The following is a 17,862-nucleotide window of genomic DNA, read 5'->3' as shown; positions in this document are numbered from 1 at the left end:
CGGTGCCAACCGCGGCGGGAAGGTCGATGCGCAGCCGCGGCACAGAGACCCCATCCCCGCCGAGTGACGGGGACGGGGTTGCGTCGGGGTGGTGCCTGCTGGAATCTGACCGAGTCAGTCCTTGAAGTCGAAGTCTTCCTTGTCGATGCCGGGGAACATGAGTTCGTACTTGATCATCTGACCTTTGTGGTCGACGATCTTCACCGTCCCGAAGTACTTCCGCTCGCCCTTGTAAGCCTCTTTGTCCTTGACGGTGACCTGGCAGGACTTGAATCCGTACCACTCTCGGAGCTCCATATCGGAGTCGCACTTGGCTTCTTTGAGCTTCAGCTCGAGCTTGTTCTCGAACAGATCGACGAGGTCAGCTTCGATCGACGAAGCGGGCACGGTGCCGTTGCCGTCCTTGTCGATCTTCATCCCGTCGTCACTGGCCCAGTTTGTCGTCTTCGCAGCGTCGGCGAACGGATCGGTCGATTCGGTGTCGGTCGGCTCCGCCTCGGCGGGTTCGGAACCCGGCGATTCCGCCGGTGTCGTCTCGACTGACCCTCCGCCGAATCCGCCTTCGGGAGACTCGGCGGCTTCGGACTGTGTGTCTTCGGTCGGCTTGTCGGCACCGGGCCCGCCGCAGGCGGCCAGGGACAGGGCGAGGGCAGTTCCTGCGGCCGCGGTCAGCAGGCGGGGCATCAGATAAGTCCGACGAGTCGGTGTCATGGTCTCTCTCCTTCGCACGAACTGCGATCACAGAAGTTGTCAATACGTGAATGATTCTGCCATGGCCGTCAGCCTGCCGATGCGGCTGAGTGTGCGGATCCGGCGACAGCTGTGCCGATTCGGACACACGGAACCTGCGGAAGTGCCGGAACGCGGCCGACGAGACAGGCCGACGAGACAGGCCGACCGGTTGTGCGGCAGGCATCAGTCACCGTCAGCGTCGCACTGCACCGTTGCACCGAGGTGGTATGCCGCTGATGGTGACTGATGGTTCGGTACGTCGAGGAGAAGAGCCCACCGGCTCGGGGCGATTCGGTGTCGGCCGTTACCCGACTGCCGGGGCGGTCGTGTTGACGGCCTTCGCCATGGCCTCGAAGGCGCGGATCGTGGGGAACAGCTTCGTCGCATCCTGCGGCAGCCCCCAGCTGGAGAACTTGACGCCGACGATGTTCGCCCCTGGGTTCATGTAGATCATCTGGCCGTGGATGCCCAGGGCCAGGAACGCGTGGGAATCGGGGAACGGGAACCAGAACTGATTGTGATAGGCCCCGCCTGGCATCCGATTGTCGCCGGGTCCTTCGGCAAAGGCCCGCCGCACCTCCGCCGAGGTCGTCAGGGTGTCGCCGATCCACGTCGTCGGTGCGACCTGCTGGCCGGTCAGCGATTGGCCGCGATTGGCGTAGACGTAACCGAACCGAGCGAGGTCGCGCAGAGTGGTGTTGATGCCGCCGTCGAACATTCCGACGCCGTATTGGTCGGTGGCGATGAGCGCATCCTGCTCCGCGCCGATGTGCGACCACAGCACCCGCGACATCAGCGACTGCATGCTCTCTCCGGCAATCTTCTCGCACACCCAGCCGAGCACATCGGTCTCACACGAGCGGTATTCGAAAACGCCGCCGTGTTCGGACTTCGCCTCTAAGGTGGTGAGGAACTCGTACATTCCGATGCCCGGGTTCTCGCGCTTGGCCTCGGTCCAGCCGATCGACTCCTCGATCTGTCTGACCTCGGACTTCGGATCGAGGTAGTCCTCGGAGAACCGGATGCCCGAACGCATATCGAGGATGTGGCGCACCGTGGCTCCGGCATAGCCGGACTTCGCGAGTTCGGGAACGTAGTCGGTGACCAGGCGGTTCGGGTCGAGGTCGCCGGAGCCGACGAGCACGCCGGCGACCGTTCCGACCAGCGACTTCGATACCGACATGAGCAGATGTTCGGTGCCCGGCGTCATCCCGCCGAAGTACTCCTCGGCGAGCACTGTCCCGTTGTGCATGAGCAGCCACGCGTCCGTATCCGAAGCTTCGATGACGCTGCGGACGCTGCGCGCCTCGGAGTGCTCGGTCGCCGGTATCTCGACCTCACCGAGGTCCTGCAGGTCGGCCGGGAGTTCGGCCACCGGCCCGGTCCCGCGCGAGATCGGCGTCGTGGGCAGAACCTCTTTCACGTTCTGGAATGACCACCGAACATTGCCGGGTTCCTGCCAGTTGTCCCGATCGACGCCCGCGGAAGGGTCCACGCCCAGCGGCGGCGCGACCGCAGCGGGATCACCGCCGGCGGCGGCCGCGACATCGACGGACGGGTCGGCGATGGGCGGAGTGCCGACCCCCGCCGAGGAGGGGGTGGGCGTGGCGTTGTCCGGTGACGGTTCGGTCACGGTGCACCTTTCGGTCGGTTCGGAATGTTGCGCATCCAGGGCAGGCAGGAACCCCGCCGCATCAACTGTGACGAGGCTACCACCGGGGATCCGCCGCTCAGTCGCCCTTCGCACCGGGCCCGCCGAGGGCCGGTGCCGGGTCCTCCGCGGCGACCGGGACGCCGGCATACATGGCGCGGATCGAATCGATGAAGTGCTTGGCCCTGATGCTCAGCGAATCGGGTCCGCCCACATTGGTCTGCAGCGGGTTCTTCGTCACCAGCACTCCGAGGTCGGCGCCTTTCCACCGGTAGTCGCCGGCGCCGAAGATGCGCAGGAAGAACACTTCGTTGCCGTTCTGCAGCGGATGCCAGTCCAAGGCCGCCCGCTTATAGGTCAGCGTCCCGTACTGGTCGAGGTAGTACTGACCGGTCAGCGGCGAATGCGTGATGTATTCGGTGATCGGAGCCGTCTCCTTGATGATCATCTGGCTCCACTCGTCCGCACCGGAGAGCTCCTCCCACCGTTCGTTGATCTCGTTGACGTCGAGGTCGAATTCGACATCGAGGTACTCGAGCAGGTGGAACAGGAACAGCGGCACATCGGCGTAGGCACCGGCGGTGACGTTCGTGATCGCCGAGGCGCCGGAGATACGCGGATTGAGCTCACCGAGGTAGCAGACGTCGCTGTCGAGGTCGACGAGGACATCGACTTCGAAGAACCCGCGATAGCCGCGTTTGCGCAGACCCTCACCCATTCGCCGAACGAGGTCGCGGGTCTGGGCCCGCTGTTGGGCGGTGAGGACGTCGGGCTTCATCTCGTTGCCGCACCATCCTCCCTTGTAGGGAGTGAGTTCGGCGAAACCGGCGAGCTCGGTCAGATACGGACCGACGACGACACCGCTGGAGGTGATGACCGCCTCGACGGCGACCGGAGTGTTGTTGATCCGCTTCATCACCTTGAGCTGCTCGCCGATGATGTCGTCCTTATGCTTCTCCCAGTCAGCGGGTCCGGAGATGAAGAACGTCGTCTTCCCCGAATCGCCGTAAGGAGTCTGTACGACCAGGTCGGTGCCCAGCCCCTCCTCAGCGGCCCGCTTGTTGAGCTCTTCGTACGCCTCAGCTGTGGTCAGCACGTTGGGGACGGAGAAGGCGCCGGCCTCGTTGCCGAGCTTCGTCGTCTCGATCTTCGAATCGAGCTGATTGCGCAGAGCCGCCGACGGCAGGATGAGATCGTAGCCGAGCTCGCGGCAGATCCGTTCGGTCTCCTCATCGAAGAAGACCATCGCCACCTTCACCCGCTCCCCGTGGGGAACGCTGCGCGTCATATGCGCGCGCACTTCGGCATTGAGCAGCAGCCAGTTGTTGATCGCCTCACCCGAGTCGAACTCGACATAGGGCTTGTAGCGGGGGGAGAACACCCGCGGGTGCGCGCCGTCCCACCCGTCGTAGTACGTGATGTAGGAGAAGTTGCGCACCCACCGGTCGAGACCGAGGAGGTTGAACGGGGTGGCCCCGACGAAGTAGATCGGAGTCTGATTCGTCCGGAAGAAGTGACGCACTTCGGAGACGTTGCGCAGTGGGCGGCGGATCTGGACACGGTCGGCTTCTTTGCCTGTGTAGGCGGCGTCGGTGGCGACTGTGACCTCGACCTGCGGCTCGGCGTCCTCGTGCACGGTCGGCTCAGAGCTCGCGACGGCAGCGACTGCAGGGGGTGCAGCAGGCGTCGCGGCGGCCGGTCCGGCGGCCGCTGGAGAGCCTGGTCCGGGAGCATGCGGAGAGGGAACGGCGACTGCGTCCTTGACTCGGGCACCGGAATTCGCTTTCTGCGACTCAGGGATCGCTGGGCCTGCGCTGGGGGATTCGTCGGTCATCGCACTACTCCTTAGCAAACGTGATGTGGATAACATATACCAGTTTCGTAGTCCTGGGCCCGATGGTGCGGCAATTGTGTGAATCGGACGCGAACGAGCGGCCGAATGTTCGCCGATGAGCGTCGCGGCAGGCCTGTGCCTTAGGCTGGTGTCGATACTGACCACAGTGGAAGAGAGAGCGCATATGCCGGTGAATACCGAGAAGCAGGGGGCCTCGTTCTCCCTGCCGCAGCCCTATGAAGTCTCGCGGGAGGCGGTCGCGGAATTCGGGCTCGCCACCGGGGCCAAGGCCGAATACCATTTCGACACCGAGGCGGCCACCTCACTGGGCTACCGCGACGTCGTCGCTCCGACGACCTTCGCCGTGATCATCGCGCAGAAGTCCGAGGCGGCCTACATCTCCGATCCCGATTCGGGCATCGACTTTTCGAAGGTCGTCCACGGCTCCGAGCAGTTCTCCTTCACCCGCCCCATCGTCGCCGGCGACGTGCTCTCCGCCGTCACCCATGTCGACGGTGTCCGTTCCGCGGGCGACAACGCCATGATCACCACCCGCACCGAGATCACCGACGCCGCCGAACAGCCCGTCGTCACCGTGACCTCGACCATTGTCGTGAGAGGAGACGGAGAATGAATCCCATCGACTTCTCCGCGCTGACCATCGGAGACACTGTCGTGGAGTCCGAGATCCCACTGTCTCGGGCCACGCTCATCGACTACGCCGCGGCCTCGGGCGACCACAACCCGATCCACTGGAACGAACGCTTCGCCCGCGAGGTCGGACTTGACGGAGTCATCGCCCACGGCATGCTCTCCATGGCCGTCGTCATCGCCCCTCTCGTCGAATGGCTCGGCGACCCCGGTGCGATCGTGGACTACCGGACGCGCTTCTCCGCTCCGGTGCCCGTCCCCGACGCCGAGACCGGGTCGCCGGCGACCCCGACGACCGCGCTGAAGATGACCGCCACCGTTGGAGCGGTCGACGCCGCCGTCGGCACCGCCCGCATCGACATCGCCGTGAAGTCCGGCGAAGCCGATGTCCTCAGCCGCACCCAGGTTCGGATCTCCCGGTGACCGAAGCCGTGAATGAGGATCTCTCGACATTCACCACCTTCCGCCTCGGCGGTCCGGCCGAGCATGTGACCATCGCGGAGATCCGCGAGGAGCTGCTCGACTTCTGTCACGCCCACCCGCTGGAGCTGACCGGCGACGACCGTTCCGACGTCCTCTTCATCGGGGGCGGGTCGAACCTGCTCATCTCCGATGACGGGTTCGACGGTGCCGTGTGCGTCGTGCGCACCACCGGGGTGACGACGACCGAGACCACGAGCACCGATACACAGGTCACTGCCGAGGCGGGGGAGGACTGGGATGCATTCGTCGCCCACACCCTCGACCTCGGTCTGTCCGGGCTCGAAGCGCTCTCCGGCATCCCCGGCTCGGTCGGGGCGACCCCGATCCAGAACGTCGGGGCCTACGGCACCGAGGTCGGTGAGCTCATCACCTCCGTCGAGGTCTTCGACCGTGTGGCCGGGCAGATCCGTCGTCTCAGCGCCGTCGAACTCGAATTCGGCTATCGCACCTCGGCGCTCAAACGCGCGCAGGCCGCGGTCGGAACCCCCCAGTTCGTCGTGCTGTCGGTGACCTTCGATCTCCAGCACAGCGAACTCTCCCTGCCCGTGCGCTACGCCCAACTCGCGTCCGCACTCGACGTCGAGATCGGCACCCGCGTTGCGGCGGCCCTCGTGCGCGACAGCGTCATCGCGCTGCGTCGGTCGAAAGGCATGGTCCTCGACGGGGACGATCACGATTCCTGGTCGGCCGGCTCCTTCTTCACCAACCCGATCGTCGACGACCCCGAGATCCTGCCGGCGGAAGCCCCGCGCTACCCGGTGACCGATCCGCTCAGCGGGGCGAAGATCGAAGGGAAGACGAAGACCTCGGCGGCCTGGCTGATCGAACACGCCGGGTTCGCCAAGGGCTTCAGCATCGGTGACGGACACGCCGCCTTGTCGAACAAGCACACCCTGGCGCTGACGAATCGAGGACACGCGAGGACGGCCGATGTGATCGATCTCGCCCGCACCGTCGTCGACGGAGTCGCGGACGCCTTCGGCATCACGCTCGAACCGGAGCCGACATTCATCGGCTGTTCGCTGGACCGCTGAGACCAGCCGTGGGCAGCCAGCACCTTCTTTAGACTGGTGGACGTGTCTTCACGTCGCAGAACCATCACTCTCATCATCACCCTGGCCGCGGTCGGTCTCCTGACCCTGCCGTGGGCGCTGTTCACCTCGCGGGCCGATCTCACCTTCGGTCCCCACGAAGCGCAGTACCAGGTCACCGCGGACTCCCGGCTGACCGTCGACTTCGGTCCTCTGGGGAAGCTGCTCGTCCCGGCCGAGGACTACATCCCGCTCGGCCTCGGGCTGCGGGTCTCCATCGGCGAGATCCCGGTCTCCGGTGATGCCAGTGATGAGCAGCGACCCGCCGCAGACCCCGACGCGGTCGACGATCCCGGTGGAGGAACGGTCGACGCCCTCGGCGGTGACGTGGCCTCCTACGCCTCGCTCTTCTCCGCCCCGCAGGCCCAGGTCGACCAGATCGTCCACGGACTCAGCCAAGCGATCCTCATCCGCTGGGCTCTGGCGGTCTGTGTGATCACCGGCGGGCTCGTCGGTCTCGCCGCCTTCCTCGGCCCGCGGCGCGTAGAGGCCATCTCGCGCGCCTTCGTCGGCAAGGAGCTCCTCGGCATCGGCCTGGTCGTCGTCCTCGTCCTCGCCGGTCTCGGCACCGTCGTGTTCAATCGGCCGAAGCCGATCTCGGCGGACCCGGCTTTCGACGGCACGCCCTTGGCCGGATCTCAGGTCACGGGCCGCCTCGGCGGGATCATCGACACCGCGGTCACCGCGGTGCAGGACTTCGCCGACGACAACGATGCGTTCTACGACAAGGTGCTCACGACCCTGCGCGCCGAATGGGATCAGCGGCCGATCTCGGGCAACTGGACGGACAGGGGCATGGTCCCGCCCGCCGGAATCGGAGGTCCGGGGGGAGAGGACGGGGACTCCGCCTCAGGGGCGGACGAGGATGCGGGCGTGACGACCTTCGTCTTCGCCTCCGACATCCACTGCAATATCGGTATGGCGCGCGTCGTCGGAGCCGTCGCCGGAATGAGCGGCGCCGATGCCTATATCGACGGCGGGGACGTCTCCATGACCGGCACGTCGGCTGAGAACTACTGCCTCGACGTGCTCGACGATGAGCTGCCTGAGAAGCTTCCGCGCATGATCGTCAAGGGCAACCACGACTCCGTGGAGACGACCAGGCATGCGAAGTCGACCGGGTGGAAGGTGCTCGAGGACTCGACGGCCGAGATGGGCGGGGTCACCTTCTTCGGAGCCGCGGATCCGCGTCGGACCGTCTTCGGCTCCGGACCGCAGCTCGAAACGGAGCTCACCGTCGACCAATACGCTCAGCGACTGCGTGATGAAGCGTGCGCGACCGACTTCGACATCATGCTCGTCCACGACCCGGCAGTCGGTGCCCCGGCGCTGCGTTCGGGGTGTGCCGACTACGCTCTGAGCGGACATTGGCACCGGCGAGTGGGCCCGGAGACCTCCGGTTCGGGGGTCCGCTACGTGAGCTCGACAACGGGCGGAGCGCTGGCGAATGCGCTCACCCCGGGCCCGCTGCGCATGGACGCGGAACTGAGCATCATCCGCGTGGACAACCGGACCAAACGACCCATTGACATGCAGCTGATCACGGTCAACCCCAAACAGGAAGTCCGCATCGATCCGTGGGTGCGCTTCCCCGAACCCCTGCCGCTCGCGGCTCAGCCACCGGCCGAGGAACCGGGTGAATGAGCGGGTGCCGGCACGCCTGAGGAACCATCCGGATGCTCGGTTCGACGAACGGCGGTCGGGCACGGTATGCTCGTTTCTCGTGGTCGGACACCACAGAGATCCGCACGGAACTCATCGTCCGGCCGAAGGGGTGTGGCGCAATTGGTAGCGCAACGGTCTCCAAAACCGTAGGTTGCAGGTTCGAGTCCTGTCACCCCTGCGCAGTTGACTCTGCCGAAGTCTCATCGGCCAGGCGCCGTCCTCGACCGGCATGAACAATTGTGAAGCCCCAACGAAACCGACCGAGTGAGGATGTGTGAGCGACACACCGGCAAAGAAGACTGGCAGCGCACCCAGCAGTGCCTCCGGTCCTAAGAAGCTCGGGTTCTTCGGACGAATCCTGCAGTTCTTCCGCGAGGTCGTGGCCGAACTCAAGAAGGTCGTCACCCCGACACGGAAACAGCTGGTCAACTACACGTTGGTCGTCCTGGGGTTCATTCTGTTCATGATGCTCCTCGTCACGGTCCTCGACCTGGTGTTCGGCAAGCTCGTCGGATTCGTCTTCGGCGGAACACCGCTGTGGCCTTTGTGGTGACTCGCTGTTCGCAGCGACGCACCTTATGCTGAACCTTCACTCCCATCCGGGAATCACAACACGCGAAGCGAGGAATTGATCGGTGTCGGATACCAACTCACCTGAGCAGGAGACCCCTGAGACCCAGGACGTCACTCCCGAAGAGTCGGGTGCCGCTGTGGTGCCCGAAACCGAAGCTTCGGACGTCGAGGCTGTCGCCGCCGATGACGCGGACGTCGAAACTGCTGACGACGAGCAGACCGCCGAGGCCGACCAGGCCGAATCCTCCGAAGACAGCGATGCTGCCGAAGCCGCTGCCGACGAAGTCGATCCTGCCGAGGAGTTCAAGGCCGAGCTGCGCATGCAGGAAGGTGACTGGTACGTCATCCACTCCTACGCCGGCTACGAGAACCGCGTGAAGCAGAACCTCGAGAACCGCACCATCAGCCTCAACCTCGAAGAGTACATCTTCGAATCGCAGGTGCCGATGGAAGACGTCGTCGAGATCAAGAACGGACAGCGCAAGCAGGTTCGCCGCGTGCGCATTCCCGGCTATGTGCTCGTCCGTATGGAGCTGACCGACGAGTCGTGGGGCGCCGTGCGCCATACCCCGGGTGTGACCGGATTCGTCGGCAACGCCTACGACCCGACCCCGCTGTCGATCGACGAGGTCTTCTCGATGCTCGCCCCGGTCTTCGAAGAGCGCCAGGCCGAAGCCGCCGCCGCTGAAGGTCCGGCCGCCGAAGCCGCTGCGAAGTCCGCCCCGATCACCGAGGTGGAGTTCGAGGTCGGCGAGTCCGTGCTCGTCAAGGAAGGCTCCTTCGAGGGCCACCCCGCCACGATCCAGGAGATCCGTCCCGAATCGCAGAAGCTCACCGTGCTGCTGTCGATCTTCGAACGCGACGTCCCCGTCGAGCTCGGCTTCGACCAGGTCGCGAAGCTGTGACATTGCACTTCTGAGCCGATCGTGCAGCCGCGCAGCGGCGGCGATCGCCGACGCAGGGGCCCGGATGATTCCGGGCCCCTGCGTCGTCTCCGGGGGCGCTGATGCAGCGGTCGTGTCCGCGGGGGAGGGGGCGGCCGCCTCGGCGATGGTGGCGTGCGGTGATCCGCCTCACGGGCATTTGCTCCCGGGACTGCCCGCATGGAATACTGGTGTGGTTTGATTGCGGCCCTTATCGGATGGTCGCCGTCGAACGATGTGCTGTATATGTCTGGCACATCGAAACTTCAAGATTAAGGACCGTACATGCCTCCCAAGAAAAAGGTAGCCGGCCTCGTCAAGCTCCAGATTCAGGCAGGTGCCGCTAACCCGGCTCCTCCGATCGGTCCGGCGCTTGCCCAGCACGGCGTCAACATCATGGAATTCTGCAAGGCCTACAACGCCGCCACAGAATCCCAGCGTGGAAACATCGTTCCCGTCGAGATCACCGTGTTCGAAGACCGTTCGTTCACCTTCGTTCTCAAGACCCCGCCGGCCGCTGAACTCATCAAGAAGGCCGCTGGAGTCAAGTCGGGTTCGGCCACTCCGCACACCGTCAAGGTTGCTCACCTGAGCGCCGACCAGGTGCGTGAGATCGCCACCACGAAGATGCCCGACCTGAACGCCAACACCCTGGAACAGGCCGACCGCATCGTTGCCGGAACCGCGCGTTCCATGGGCGTCACCACCGACATCGAGGTCTGAAGACCTCACCTCACACAGTGGCAGGGCCTGCGCAGCCCACACCACGACTGCAAGGAGCAAAGCAGATGGCAAAGCGTTCAAAGGCCTATCAGGCCGCGGCTGAGAAGATCGCCGCAGATGTGAACTACGAACCGGCTCAGGCAATCGCCCTGGCTAAAGAGACCACCGTGGCGAAGTACGACGCTACGGTCGAGGTCGCCCTCCGCCTCGGGGTTGACCCCCGCAAGGCGGATCAGATGGTGCGCGGCACCGTCAACCTTCCGCATGGTACCGGTAAGACCGCCCGGGTCCTGGTGTTCGCTGCCGGCGACCGTGCAGAAGCTGCCCGTGAAGCAGGTGCTGACTTCGTCGGCTCCGATGACCTGCTGGAGAAGGTGGCCGGAGGGTTCACCGACTTCGATGCCGCTGTTGCGACCCCTGACATGATGGGCAAGGTCGGTCGTCTCGGTAAGGTGCTGGGTCCCCGTGGCCTGATGCCGAACCCGAAGACCGGAACCGTGACCATGGATGTCGCGAAGGCCGTGACCGACATCAAGGGCGGAAAGATCGAATTCCGCGTCGACAAGCACTCGAACCTGCACTTCATCATCGGAAAGGTCTCCTTCTCCGAGGAAGCACTGCAGGCGAACTTCGATGCCGCGGTCGACGAGATCCTGCGACTGAAGCCGTCCTCCTCGAAGGGCCGCTACATCAGCAAGGCTACGATCACGACCTCGAACGGCCCCGCCGTTCCGGTCGATCACTCGGGCCTGCGCCTCTGATCGTCTGATCAGCGCGCTTGAGGGGCGGGAAGCGAGTTTTCGTTTCCCGCCCCTTCCCTTTCCCTCCCCCCTTGCTACCTGACGGCGGCCCAGCAACCTCGCGCGAGGTTGCTGGGCCGCCGTCAGGTAGCAAGGGGGGAGTCTCGGTGGGTGGGTGCGGTCTTGCCCGAATACAGGTTCGCGGTTAGATTATGAGCATTCGAGGCTCTCTTCCGATTACCGCCGATGGAGGTGGATCGTCCGCATGGATTCGACGCTTCTGCTCGAAGACGCGTATCAGCGCACCGTGCGTCGGGCCCATGAGCGCCTGGAGCCGCTGATACCCGGCCGACCGAGCGATGAGTCCCGGCTGCATGGTCATCTTCGCGGTGTGCGCACCTCAGTGCTCGAATCGTGGCATCGATCGCTCGACCGGCTGCGTGATCCCGCGGGTGCAAGGGTGCACGTGGCGTATGAAGCAGATCAGCTGACCGAGGTGAGACGTCGCCATCCTTTTCACGCGATCATGCCTCTGCTGCGATCGCATCTGCTCGAACCTGCGAAAGACTCGGGACTGCTGGCCGCGCTCGGTGATGAGCAGGGCCGTCTGCTGTGGATCGAAGGCGAGCGGAGCGTGCGCAATCGGGCTGAGACCATGGGCTTCGTCCCCGGAGCCGACTGGTCGGAGGAAGTCATGGGCACCTCGGCGCCGGGCCTGGCCCTGCAATCGGGAACTGCGGTGCAGATCAGCCGTGCCGAGCACTTCGCTCCCGACGTCCATTCCTGGAGCTGCAGCGCCGTCCCGGTGACGCATCCGCTGACCGGGCAGGTCATCGGCATCATCGACGTCACCGGCGGAGACGACGCCGTGTCCTCGATCGTGCTGCCGCTGCTCTCGTCGACGGCCAAGGCAGCCGCAGCCCGCCTGTCCGAGCTCTACACGCCGCAACAGGGACGAGACACCGGCACCGAGGCGGCTGGAACAGAGCTGACCGTCCTCGGTGCGGGGCCCGCCCTGCACTCACCCGGCCGGGCGGAAGTCGCCCTGACCCGGCGTCATGCCGAGATCCTGCTTCTGCTCCACCGATTCCCCGACGGGATCAGCGGATCAGGACTCGTCGAAAGACTGTGGCCGGTCGGCGGCAGCGAAGTCACCGTGCGGGCGGAGATCACCCGGCTGCGCAGGGCCATCGACGGAGTCGAGCATCTGAGCATCGAGGCGCGTCCCTACCGGTTGCGCGGGCAACTGGGCTCCGACCTCGAGCGCACTCTCCAGGCGCTGTCCCGGGGCGACATCGATACAGCGCTGGAGTTCTATCGGGGGAGTGTGCTGCCGGATTCGGACGCTCCGGGCGTACGCGAGATCGGCGCGGAGGTCGATGCGCTCATGCGCGAGACCCTTCTTCAGGACGGGACTTGGCAGCAGCTTTGGCGCTATTCCGAACTTCCGGACTTCCGCGGGGACAACGAGATCCTCATGGCTGTCCTGAGGCTGGCGCCTCCGGATGCTGCCGAGCGCAACTCGGCCGTAGTGCGGTTGGAATCCCTCGGGCACTGACGTCCTCAGGCGCTGACTTCAGGGAGAGTCGCGGGTCGATGAGCTTCTTGCCGCAGGGGTGCGGGAGGGGGCGGGAACCGATGACCCGACCGCTCACAGGCTGTGATGCAACCCCTATGCAACGTTGCCTTCAGTAGCGTCATTCTCACACGGAGAACATCCGGTGAAAGCAGACGCATCAAAGGAGTTGCAATGACTGTCTACGCACAGCCTGGTCAGGACGGATCGCTCGTCACATTCAAGTCCCGCTACGAGAACTTCATCGGGGGCCAGTGGGTGCCGCCGGTCAACGGGAACTACTTCGACAACCCCAGTCCCGTGACCGGCCAGGTATTCACCGAGATCCCGGCCAGCACCGCCGAGGACATCGAGCTTGCTCTCGACGCTGCGCACAAAGCCGCGCCGGCCTGGGGTAAGACCTCGGTCGCCGAGCGGGCGAACATCCTCAACAAGATCGCAGACCGCATCGAGGAGAACCTCGAGACGCTCGCCGTCGCTGAAACCTGGGACAACGGCAAGGCGATCCGCGAACCCCTCAACGCGGACCTGCCCCTGGCCGTCGATCACTTCCGCTATTTCGCCGGGGCCATTCGCGCTCAAGAAGGTGGGCTGTCGCAGATCGACGAGGACACCGTGGCCTACCACTTCCACGAACCGCTCGGCGTCGTCGGACAGATCATTCCCTGGAACTTCCCGATCCTCATGGGAGTGTGGAAGCTGGCACCTGCCCTGGCGGCAGGAAACGCCGTCGTCCTCAAACCCGCGGAGCAGACGCCGGCCTCGATTCTCGTGCTCGTCGAACTCATCGCAGACCTGCTGCCCGAGGGTGTGCTCAACGTCGTCAACGGCTTCGGCCTCGAGGCCGGAAAGCCCTTGGCCTCGAACAAGCGGATCTCGAAGATCGCGTTCACCGGTGAGACGACGACGGGCCGTCTGATCATGCAGTACGCCTCGCAGAACATCATTCCGGTGACTCTGGAGCTCGGCGGCAAGTCGCCGAACATCTTCTTCGAAGACGTGTTGGCCAAGAACGATGCGTTCGCGGACAAGGCCCAGGAGGGCTTCACCATGTTCGCGCTCAATCAGGGCGAGGTGTGCACCTGCCCGTCGCGTGCACTGATCCAGGATTCGATCGCCGACCCGTTCCTCGAGGCGGCCGTCGCCAGGACGCAGAAGATCGTTCAGGGCAACCCGCTCGACACGGAGACGATGATGGGTGCGCAGGCCTCAAACGATCAGTTCGAGAAGATCATGTCGTACCTGGACATCGGGCGGCAGGAAGGCGCCGAAGTACTCACCGGCGGCGGCAAGGCCGAGCTCGACGGAGATCTGGCCGGCGGCTTCTATGTCCAGCCGACGATCTTCAAGGGCACGAACAGGATGCGCATCTTCCAAGAGGAGATCTTCGGTCCCGTCGTCTCGGTGGCGACTTTCTCCGACTACGACGATGCTCTGACCACCGCCAATGACACTCTGTACGGCCTCGGTGCCGGAGTCTGGTCTCGGGACGGCAACACCGCCTACCGGGCCGGTCGCGACATTCAGGCCGGACGTGTGTGGGTGAATAACTATCACGCCTACCCGGCCCACGCGGCCTTCGGCGGGTACAAGGCTTCGGGCATCGGGCGTGAGAACCACAAGATGATGCTCGACCACTACCAGCAGACGAAGAACCTGCTCGTCAGCTACTCGGAGAACGCGCAAGGCTTCTTCTGATCCAATTGCTACCCGACGGCGGTCCAGATACCTCGCGCTAGGTTGCTGCGCCGCCGTCGGATGCTTCCACCACAGATCCAAACCCCGTTGTCACATGTATTCACGTCATCACAAAGGAGCGAATGATGTCCGAAATGAAAGCTGCAATGGTCAAAAGCCTGGGACAGGAACTTGTCGTAGGTGACAGCCCGATTCCCGCGCCCGGTCCCGGTCAGGCACTGGTCAAACTCATCGCCTCCGGCGTCTGCCACACCGATCTCCATGCCGCTCATGGAGATTGGCCGGTCAAACCGAAGGTCCCGCTCATCCCCGGCCACGAAGGAGTCGGCATCGTCGAGCAGGTCGGTGAAGGCGTCACCGAGGTCGAAGTCGGCCAGATGATCGGCAACGCCTGGCTGTGGAGCGCCTGCGGAACCTGCGAGCATTGCCGTCAGGGGTGGGAGACGCTCTGCGAGCAGCAGGTCAACGGCGGCTACGGAGTCGACGGATCCTTCGGCGAGTACATGCTCGTCGATACGAAGTTCGCCGCGGTCATTCCGGACGGTGCCGACCCCTACGAGATCGCGCCGGTTCTGTGTGCGGGAGTCACCGTGTACAAGGGACTCAAACGCACCGAAGTCAATCCCGGCCAGTGGGTCGTCATCTCCGGCATCGGTGGACTCGGCCACATCGCTGTCCAGTACGCGGTGGCCATGGGCATGCGTGTCGTCGCGGTCGACGTCGCCGAGGACAAGTTGGCTCTGGCGAAGAAGCACGGAGCGGAGATCACCGTCAATGCCTTCGCCGAAGACCCTGCCGAGATCATTCAGGAGAAGATCGGAGGATCCCATGGAGTCCTCGTCACCGCGGTCCACCCTGCGGCGTTCGGTCAGGCGATCGGTATGACCCGCCGAGGCGGCACCATCGTCTTCAACGGTCTGCCGCCAGGTGATTTCCCGGCCCCGATCTTCGACATCGTGCTCAAGGGCCTGACGATCCGCGGTTCGATCGTCGGCACTCGTCAGGACATGGTCGAAGCGCTCGAGTTCTACGCTGCCGGCAAGATCCACCCGACCTTCTCGAAGAGGCCGCTGGATGACATCAATGCGATCTTCGACGAGATGATCCACGGGAAGATCGACGGCCGCGTCGTCATCGAGTACTGACGGGCCAGGTTACCCAGAGAACTCCCTGACGGCGGCGCAGCAACCTCGCGCGAGGTTGCTGCGCCGCCGTCAGGTGGTGTGAGGGGGATCTCTGGGGGCGATTGGACTTGTTGCGAAAGACTTCGTTACACTGAAAACACCCAAGACCGTCGGTCTCTGTGGAACCACCAGGATTCACCATCGAATCTCGGTGTCTGCAGGCGAAGACTCCCAGAGAGTGACCCACGCAGGTGAGCTCGAGATTCTTCCGTTCGATTCCTTCCGGAATCCTACGGCCAAGCGTTTCACGCCTTCCTGCGTGAAGCGCTTTTTCTGTTGTCGGGACAGACCGGACGACTTATGAAAGGAACACCATGGCGAGGCCAGACAAGGCAGCCGCAGTCGAGGAGATCAAACAGCAGTTTGAGAACTCCGACGCTGTGTTGCTGACCGAGTACCGCGGTCTCACCGTCGCGCAGCTGAAAGAACTGCGCGTTTCTCTCGGTGAGAACGTCAGCTACGCCGTGGTAAAGAACACGCTGACCAAGATTGCAGCCAAGGAAGCCGGGATCACCGGTCTCGATGAGCACCTCAATGGGCCCACCGCGATCGCGTTCGTCAACGGCGAACCCCCTGAGGCTGCCAAGGCTCTGCGTAACTTTGCCAAGGCGAACGACAAGCTCGTGGTGAAGGGCGGCTACTACGATGGAGCCGCACTCAGCCCCGAACAGGTCAACCAGCTCGCCGACCTCGAATCCCGCGAAGTGCTGCTTGCAAAGGCAGCTGGTGCTATGAAGGCAAGCCTCCACCAGGCGGCTTACCTCTTCACCGCTCCGCTGGTCAAGGCCGTGCGCACTGTCGATGCACTCCGCGAGAAGCAGGACGACGCTCCTGCTTCCGACGCCTGAGCATCACCCCCAACCAACCCGGTCACACACCGTGACCATCACAGGAAGGACTAGCCACCATGGCTAAGCTCACCACCGACGAGCTCCTCGAAGCTTTCAAGGAGCTCACGCTCATCGAACTGTCCGAGTTCGTCAAGAAGTTCGAAGAAGAGTTCGACGTTGAGGCTGCCGCTCCGGCCGCCGCTGTCGCCGTCGCCCCTGCCGCCGGAGGCGGAGAGGAGGCTGCTGAAGAGCAGACCGAATTCGACGTCGTCCTCGAAGCAGCCGGCGAGAAGAAGGTTCCCGTCATCAAGGAAGTCCGTGGGCTCACCTCCCTCGGACTCAAGGAAGCCAAGGACCTCGTCGACGGAGCTCCCAAGGCCGTCCTCGAAGGCGCTTCGAAGGAAGACGCAGAGAAGGCCAAGGAGGTCCTCGAGGCCGCCGGTGCCACCGTCACCCTCAAGTGACTCTGTGCTGATTGCGGCCAGTGCCGCATTCTGAAGAACCCCACAGCATCAGCTGTGGGGTTCTTTGCGTCTTCACCCGTTCGGTCCCAGCCAGCCCCGGGCTGAGCGTGCGGCGTTCGAGGCTGCGGAAGAGGTGGGGCACGAGACCTCAGGAGAGGCTGAACTCCAACGGAACTCGGCGGTCATGATCCCCGGGCATCGTGCGGGCGGGCAGGGCCACCTCGGTGTCGTCCTGGTGAAGACGCATTCCATCGATGTCGCCGAGCTGACGCTGTACGAACCCGCGATCGACGGGCACGCCATGTCCGGGAATGAAGGTCGTCGCCTCCGGGAAGTCGAGGATCCGACGAAGGCTGTTCGCCCACTGACTGAGAGAGGAATCGGCGGCTGCCTGGGGAGGATCGCCCTCTTCGACGAGGTCGCCGACGAAGACGACACCCGACTCGGGCAGGCGGACGATGAGATCGGCTGTCGAATGGCCTCCGAGGACATGGAATTCCGCCCAACAGTCACCGAGATCGACGCCGCTGACATGCTGAGTGGACGAGTCGACCGCGGTGACGTCGACGAAGAGCTCGCTGGGATCGAGAGGCAGCTGTGAGGCGAAATCGGCGGTGGCGGGGTCGTGGCGCAGCGCATCGAGGGCAAGCCATGTGCTGGCCGCCTGATCCGTGGCGAAGGAGGACGAGGCGAAGGCTCGGTCGCCTCCCGCTTCGAGCAGCGCGGCGGCCCCGAAACAGTGGTCCCAATGATCGTGTGTGATGACCAGATCGGTTCGTGCCGGACCGCTGGTCTGCGCTTGCAGCTCTGCCGCCCGGGCGGCGAGGTGCCGGCCGGTGTCCGGACAGGGGCCGGCATCGACGATGAGGCTGCCGCTGCTGCCGGTGATGATCGCGCTGTTGACGGTCGCGGGATCGGTGCGAAGCACGCTGATAGTCGTCATACTATGAGTCTAGAGGGGACGAGCCTTGCTGCTGCGGGTGAGCTGAGGCACGTCGAGCACGACATCCGTCCTCCTCGGTGGCTAAGATCGCAGTCGGCGGC

The 17,862-nt window shown here is 64.4% G+C and carries 17 protein-coding genes and 1 tRNA gene; 14 read left to right on the top strand and 4 right to left on the bottom strand.

Going from position 1 to position 17,862, the window contains the following annotated elements:
* Positions 1-114 precede the first annotated feature (114 nt).
* The 3 genes from EB836_RS00395 to EB836_RS00385 form a co-directional block, all read right to left on the bottom strand.
* Positions 115-711, bottom strand: coding sequence for a hypothetical protein (locus EB836_RS00395; protein WP_135537154.1), 597 nt, complete (start codon positions 709-711; stop codon positions 115-117).
* 325 nt (positions 712-1,036) lie between these two features.
* Positions 1,037-2,365 carry a serine hydrolase gene (locus tag EB836_RS00390; RefSeq protein ID WP_135537153.1) on the bottom strand — a complete coding sequence of 443 codons (1,329 nt, stop codon included), beginning with the start codon at positions 2,363-2,365 and terminating at the stop codon, positions 1,037-1,039.
* A 97-nt stretch (positions 2,366-2,462) separates the two neighbouring features.
* Complete coding sequence (locus tag EB836_RS00385; protein WP_135537152.1) at positions 2,463-4,217, bottom strand: biotin carboxylase; 1,755 nt, start codon at positions 4,215-4,217, stop codon at positions 2,463-2,465.
* Positions 4,218-4,401: 184 nt separating this feature from the next.
* On the opposite strand from EB836_RS00385, the gene EB836_RS00380 reads away from it, so the two are divergent.
* The 14 genes from EB836_RS00380 (at position 4,402) to rplL (ending at position 16,818) form a co-directional block, all read left to right on the top strand.
* Positions 4,402-4,851, top strand: coding sequence for a MaoC family dehydratase N-terminal domain-containing protein (locus EB836_RS00380; RefSeq protein WP_135537478.1), 450 nt, complete (start codon positions 4,402-4,404; stop codon positions 4,849-4,851).
* Positions 4,848-5,291 carry a MaoC/PaaZ C-terminal domain-containing protein gene (locus EB836_RS18260; protein WP_135537151.1) on the top strand — a complete coding sequence of 148 codons (444 nt, stop codon included), beginning with the start codon at positions 4,848-4,850 and terminating at the stop codon, positions 5,289-5,291. The genes EB836_RS00380 and EB836_RS18260 overlap by 4 nt, the downstream gene beginning before the upstream one ends.
* On the top strand, positions 5,288-6,385 hold the full coding sequence (locus EB836_RS00370; RefSeq protein ID WP_240689508.1) for a UDP-N-acetylmuramate dehydrogenase: 1,098 nt from the start codon (positions 5,288-5,290) through the stop codon (positions 6,383-6,385). Before EB836_RS18260 ends, EB836_RS00370 begins: the two co-directional genes overlap by 4 nt.
* Positions 6,386-6,427: 42 nt before the next feature.
* Positions 6,428-8,086 carry a metallophosphoesterase gene (locus EB836_RS00365; RefSeq protein WP_240689507.1) on the top strand — a complete coding sequence of 553 codons (1,659 nt, stop codon included), beginning with the start codon at positions 6,428-6,430 and terminating at the stop codon, positions 8,084-8,086.
* 126 nt (positions 8,087-8,212) lie between these two features.
* Positions 8,213-8,285 (top strand) — tRNA-Trp (locus EB836_RS00360).
* A gap of 96 nt (positions 8,286-8,381) precedes the next feature.
* Positions 8,382-8,660, top strand: a complete 279-nt coding sequence (gene secE, locus EB836_RS00355) for a preprotein translocase subunit SecE (RefSeq protein WP_135537149.1) — start codon at positions 8,382-8,384, stop codon at positions 8,658-8,660.
* A gap of 82 nt (positions 8,661-8,742) precedes the next feature.
* On the top strand, positions 8,743-9,585 hold the full coding sequence (gene nusG / locus EB836_RS00350; protein WP_135537148.1) for a transcription termination/antitermination protein NusG: 843 nt from the start codon (positions 8,743-8,745) through the stop codon (positions 9,583-9,585).
* Between the two features lie 303 nt (positions 9,586-9,888).
* Positions 9,889-10,326, top strand: a complete 438-nt coding sequence (gene rplK / locus EB836_RS00345; RefSeq protein WP_135537147.1) for a 50S ribosomal protein L11 — start codon at positions 9,889-9,891, stop codon at positions 10,324-10,326.
* 65 nt (positions 10,327-10,391) lie between these two features.
* Complete coding sequence (gene rplA / locus EB836_RS00340; protein WP_135537146.1) at positions 10,392-11,087, top strand: 50S ribosomal protein L1; 696 nt, start codon at positions 10,392-10,394, stop codon at positions 11,085-11,087.
* Positions 11,088-11,331: 244 nt separating this feature from the next.
* On the top strand, positions 11,332-12,624 hold the full coding sequence (locus tag EB836_RS00335; RefSeq protein WP_135537145.1) for a helix-turn-helix domain-containing protein: 1,293 nt from the start codon (positions 11,332-11,334) through the stop codon (positions 12,622-12,624).
* A 192-nt stretch (positions 12,625-12,816) separates the two neighbouring features.
* On the top strand, positions 12,817-14,340 hold the full coding sequence (locus tag EB836_RS00330; protein ID WP_135537144.1) for an aldehyde dehydrogenase family protein: 1,524 nt from the start codon (positions 12,817-12,819) through the stop codon (positions 14,338-14,340).
* A gap of 125 nt (positions 14,341-14,465) precedes the next feature.
* Entirely contained in the window at positions 14,466-15,485 is a 1,020-nt protein-coding gene (gene adhP, locus EB836_RS00325) for an alcohol dehydrogenase AdhP (protein ID WP_135537476.1), read from the top strand.
* Positions 15,486-15,838: 353 nt separating this feature from the next.
* On the top strand, positions 15,839-16,372 hold the full coding sequence (gene rplJ / locus EB836_RS00320) for a 50S ribosomal protein L10 (RefSeq protein ID WP_135537143.1): 534 nt from the start codon (positions 15,839-15,841) through the stop codon (positions 16,370-16,372).
* Positions 16,373-16,431: 59 nt separating this feature from the next.
* A complete protein-coding gene (rplL, locus tag EB836_RS00315; protein WP_135537142.1) occupies positions 16,432-16,818 on the top strand; it encodes a 50S ribosomal protein L7/L12 in 387 nt (128 codons plus the stop codon).
* Positions 16,819-16,966: 148 nt separating this feature from the next.
* Here rplL and EB836_RS00310 read toward each other — a convergent pair whose 3' ends face one another.
* Positions 16,967-17,761 (bottom strand): MBL fold metallo-hydrolase, encoded by a 795-nt coding sequence (locus tag EB836_RS00310; RefSeq protein WP_135537141.1) that lies wholly within the window; start codon positions 17,759-17,761, stop codon positions 16,967-16,969.
* Positions 17,762-17,862 lie beyond the last annotated feature (101 nt).

The organism is Brevibacterium sp. S111 (assembly GCF_004745075.1).
In the GTDB taxonomy this organism is placed as follows: domain Bacteria; phylum Actinomycetota; class Actinomycetes; order Actinomycetales; family Brevibacteriaceae; genus Brevibacterium.
Note: the sequence above shows the minus strand (reverse complement) of the source record. Positions and strands in the feature narration are given on the sequence as shown.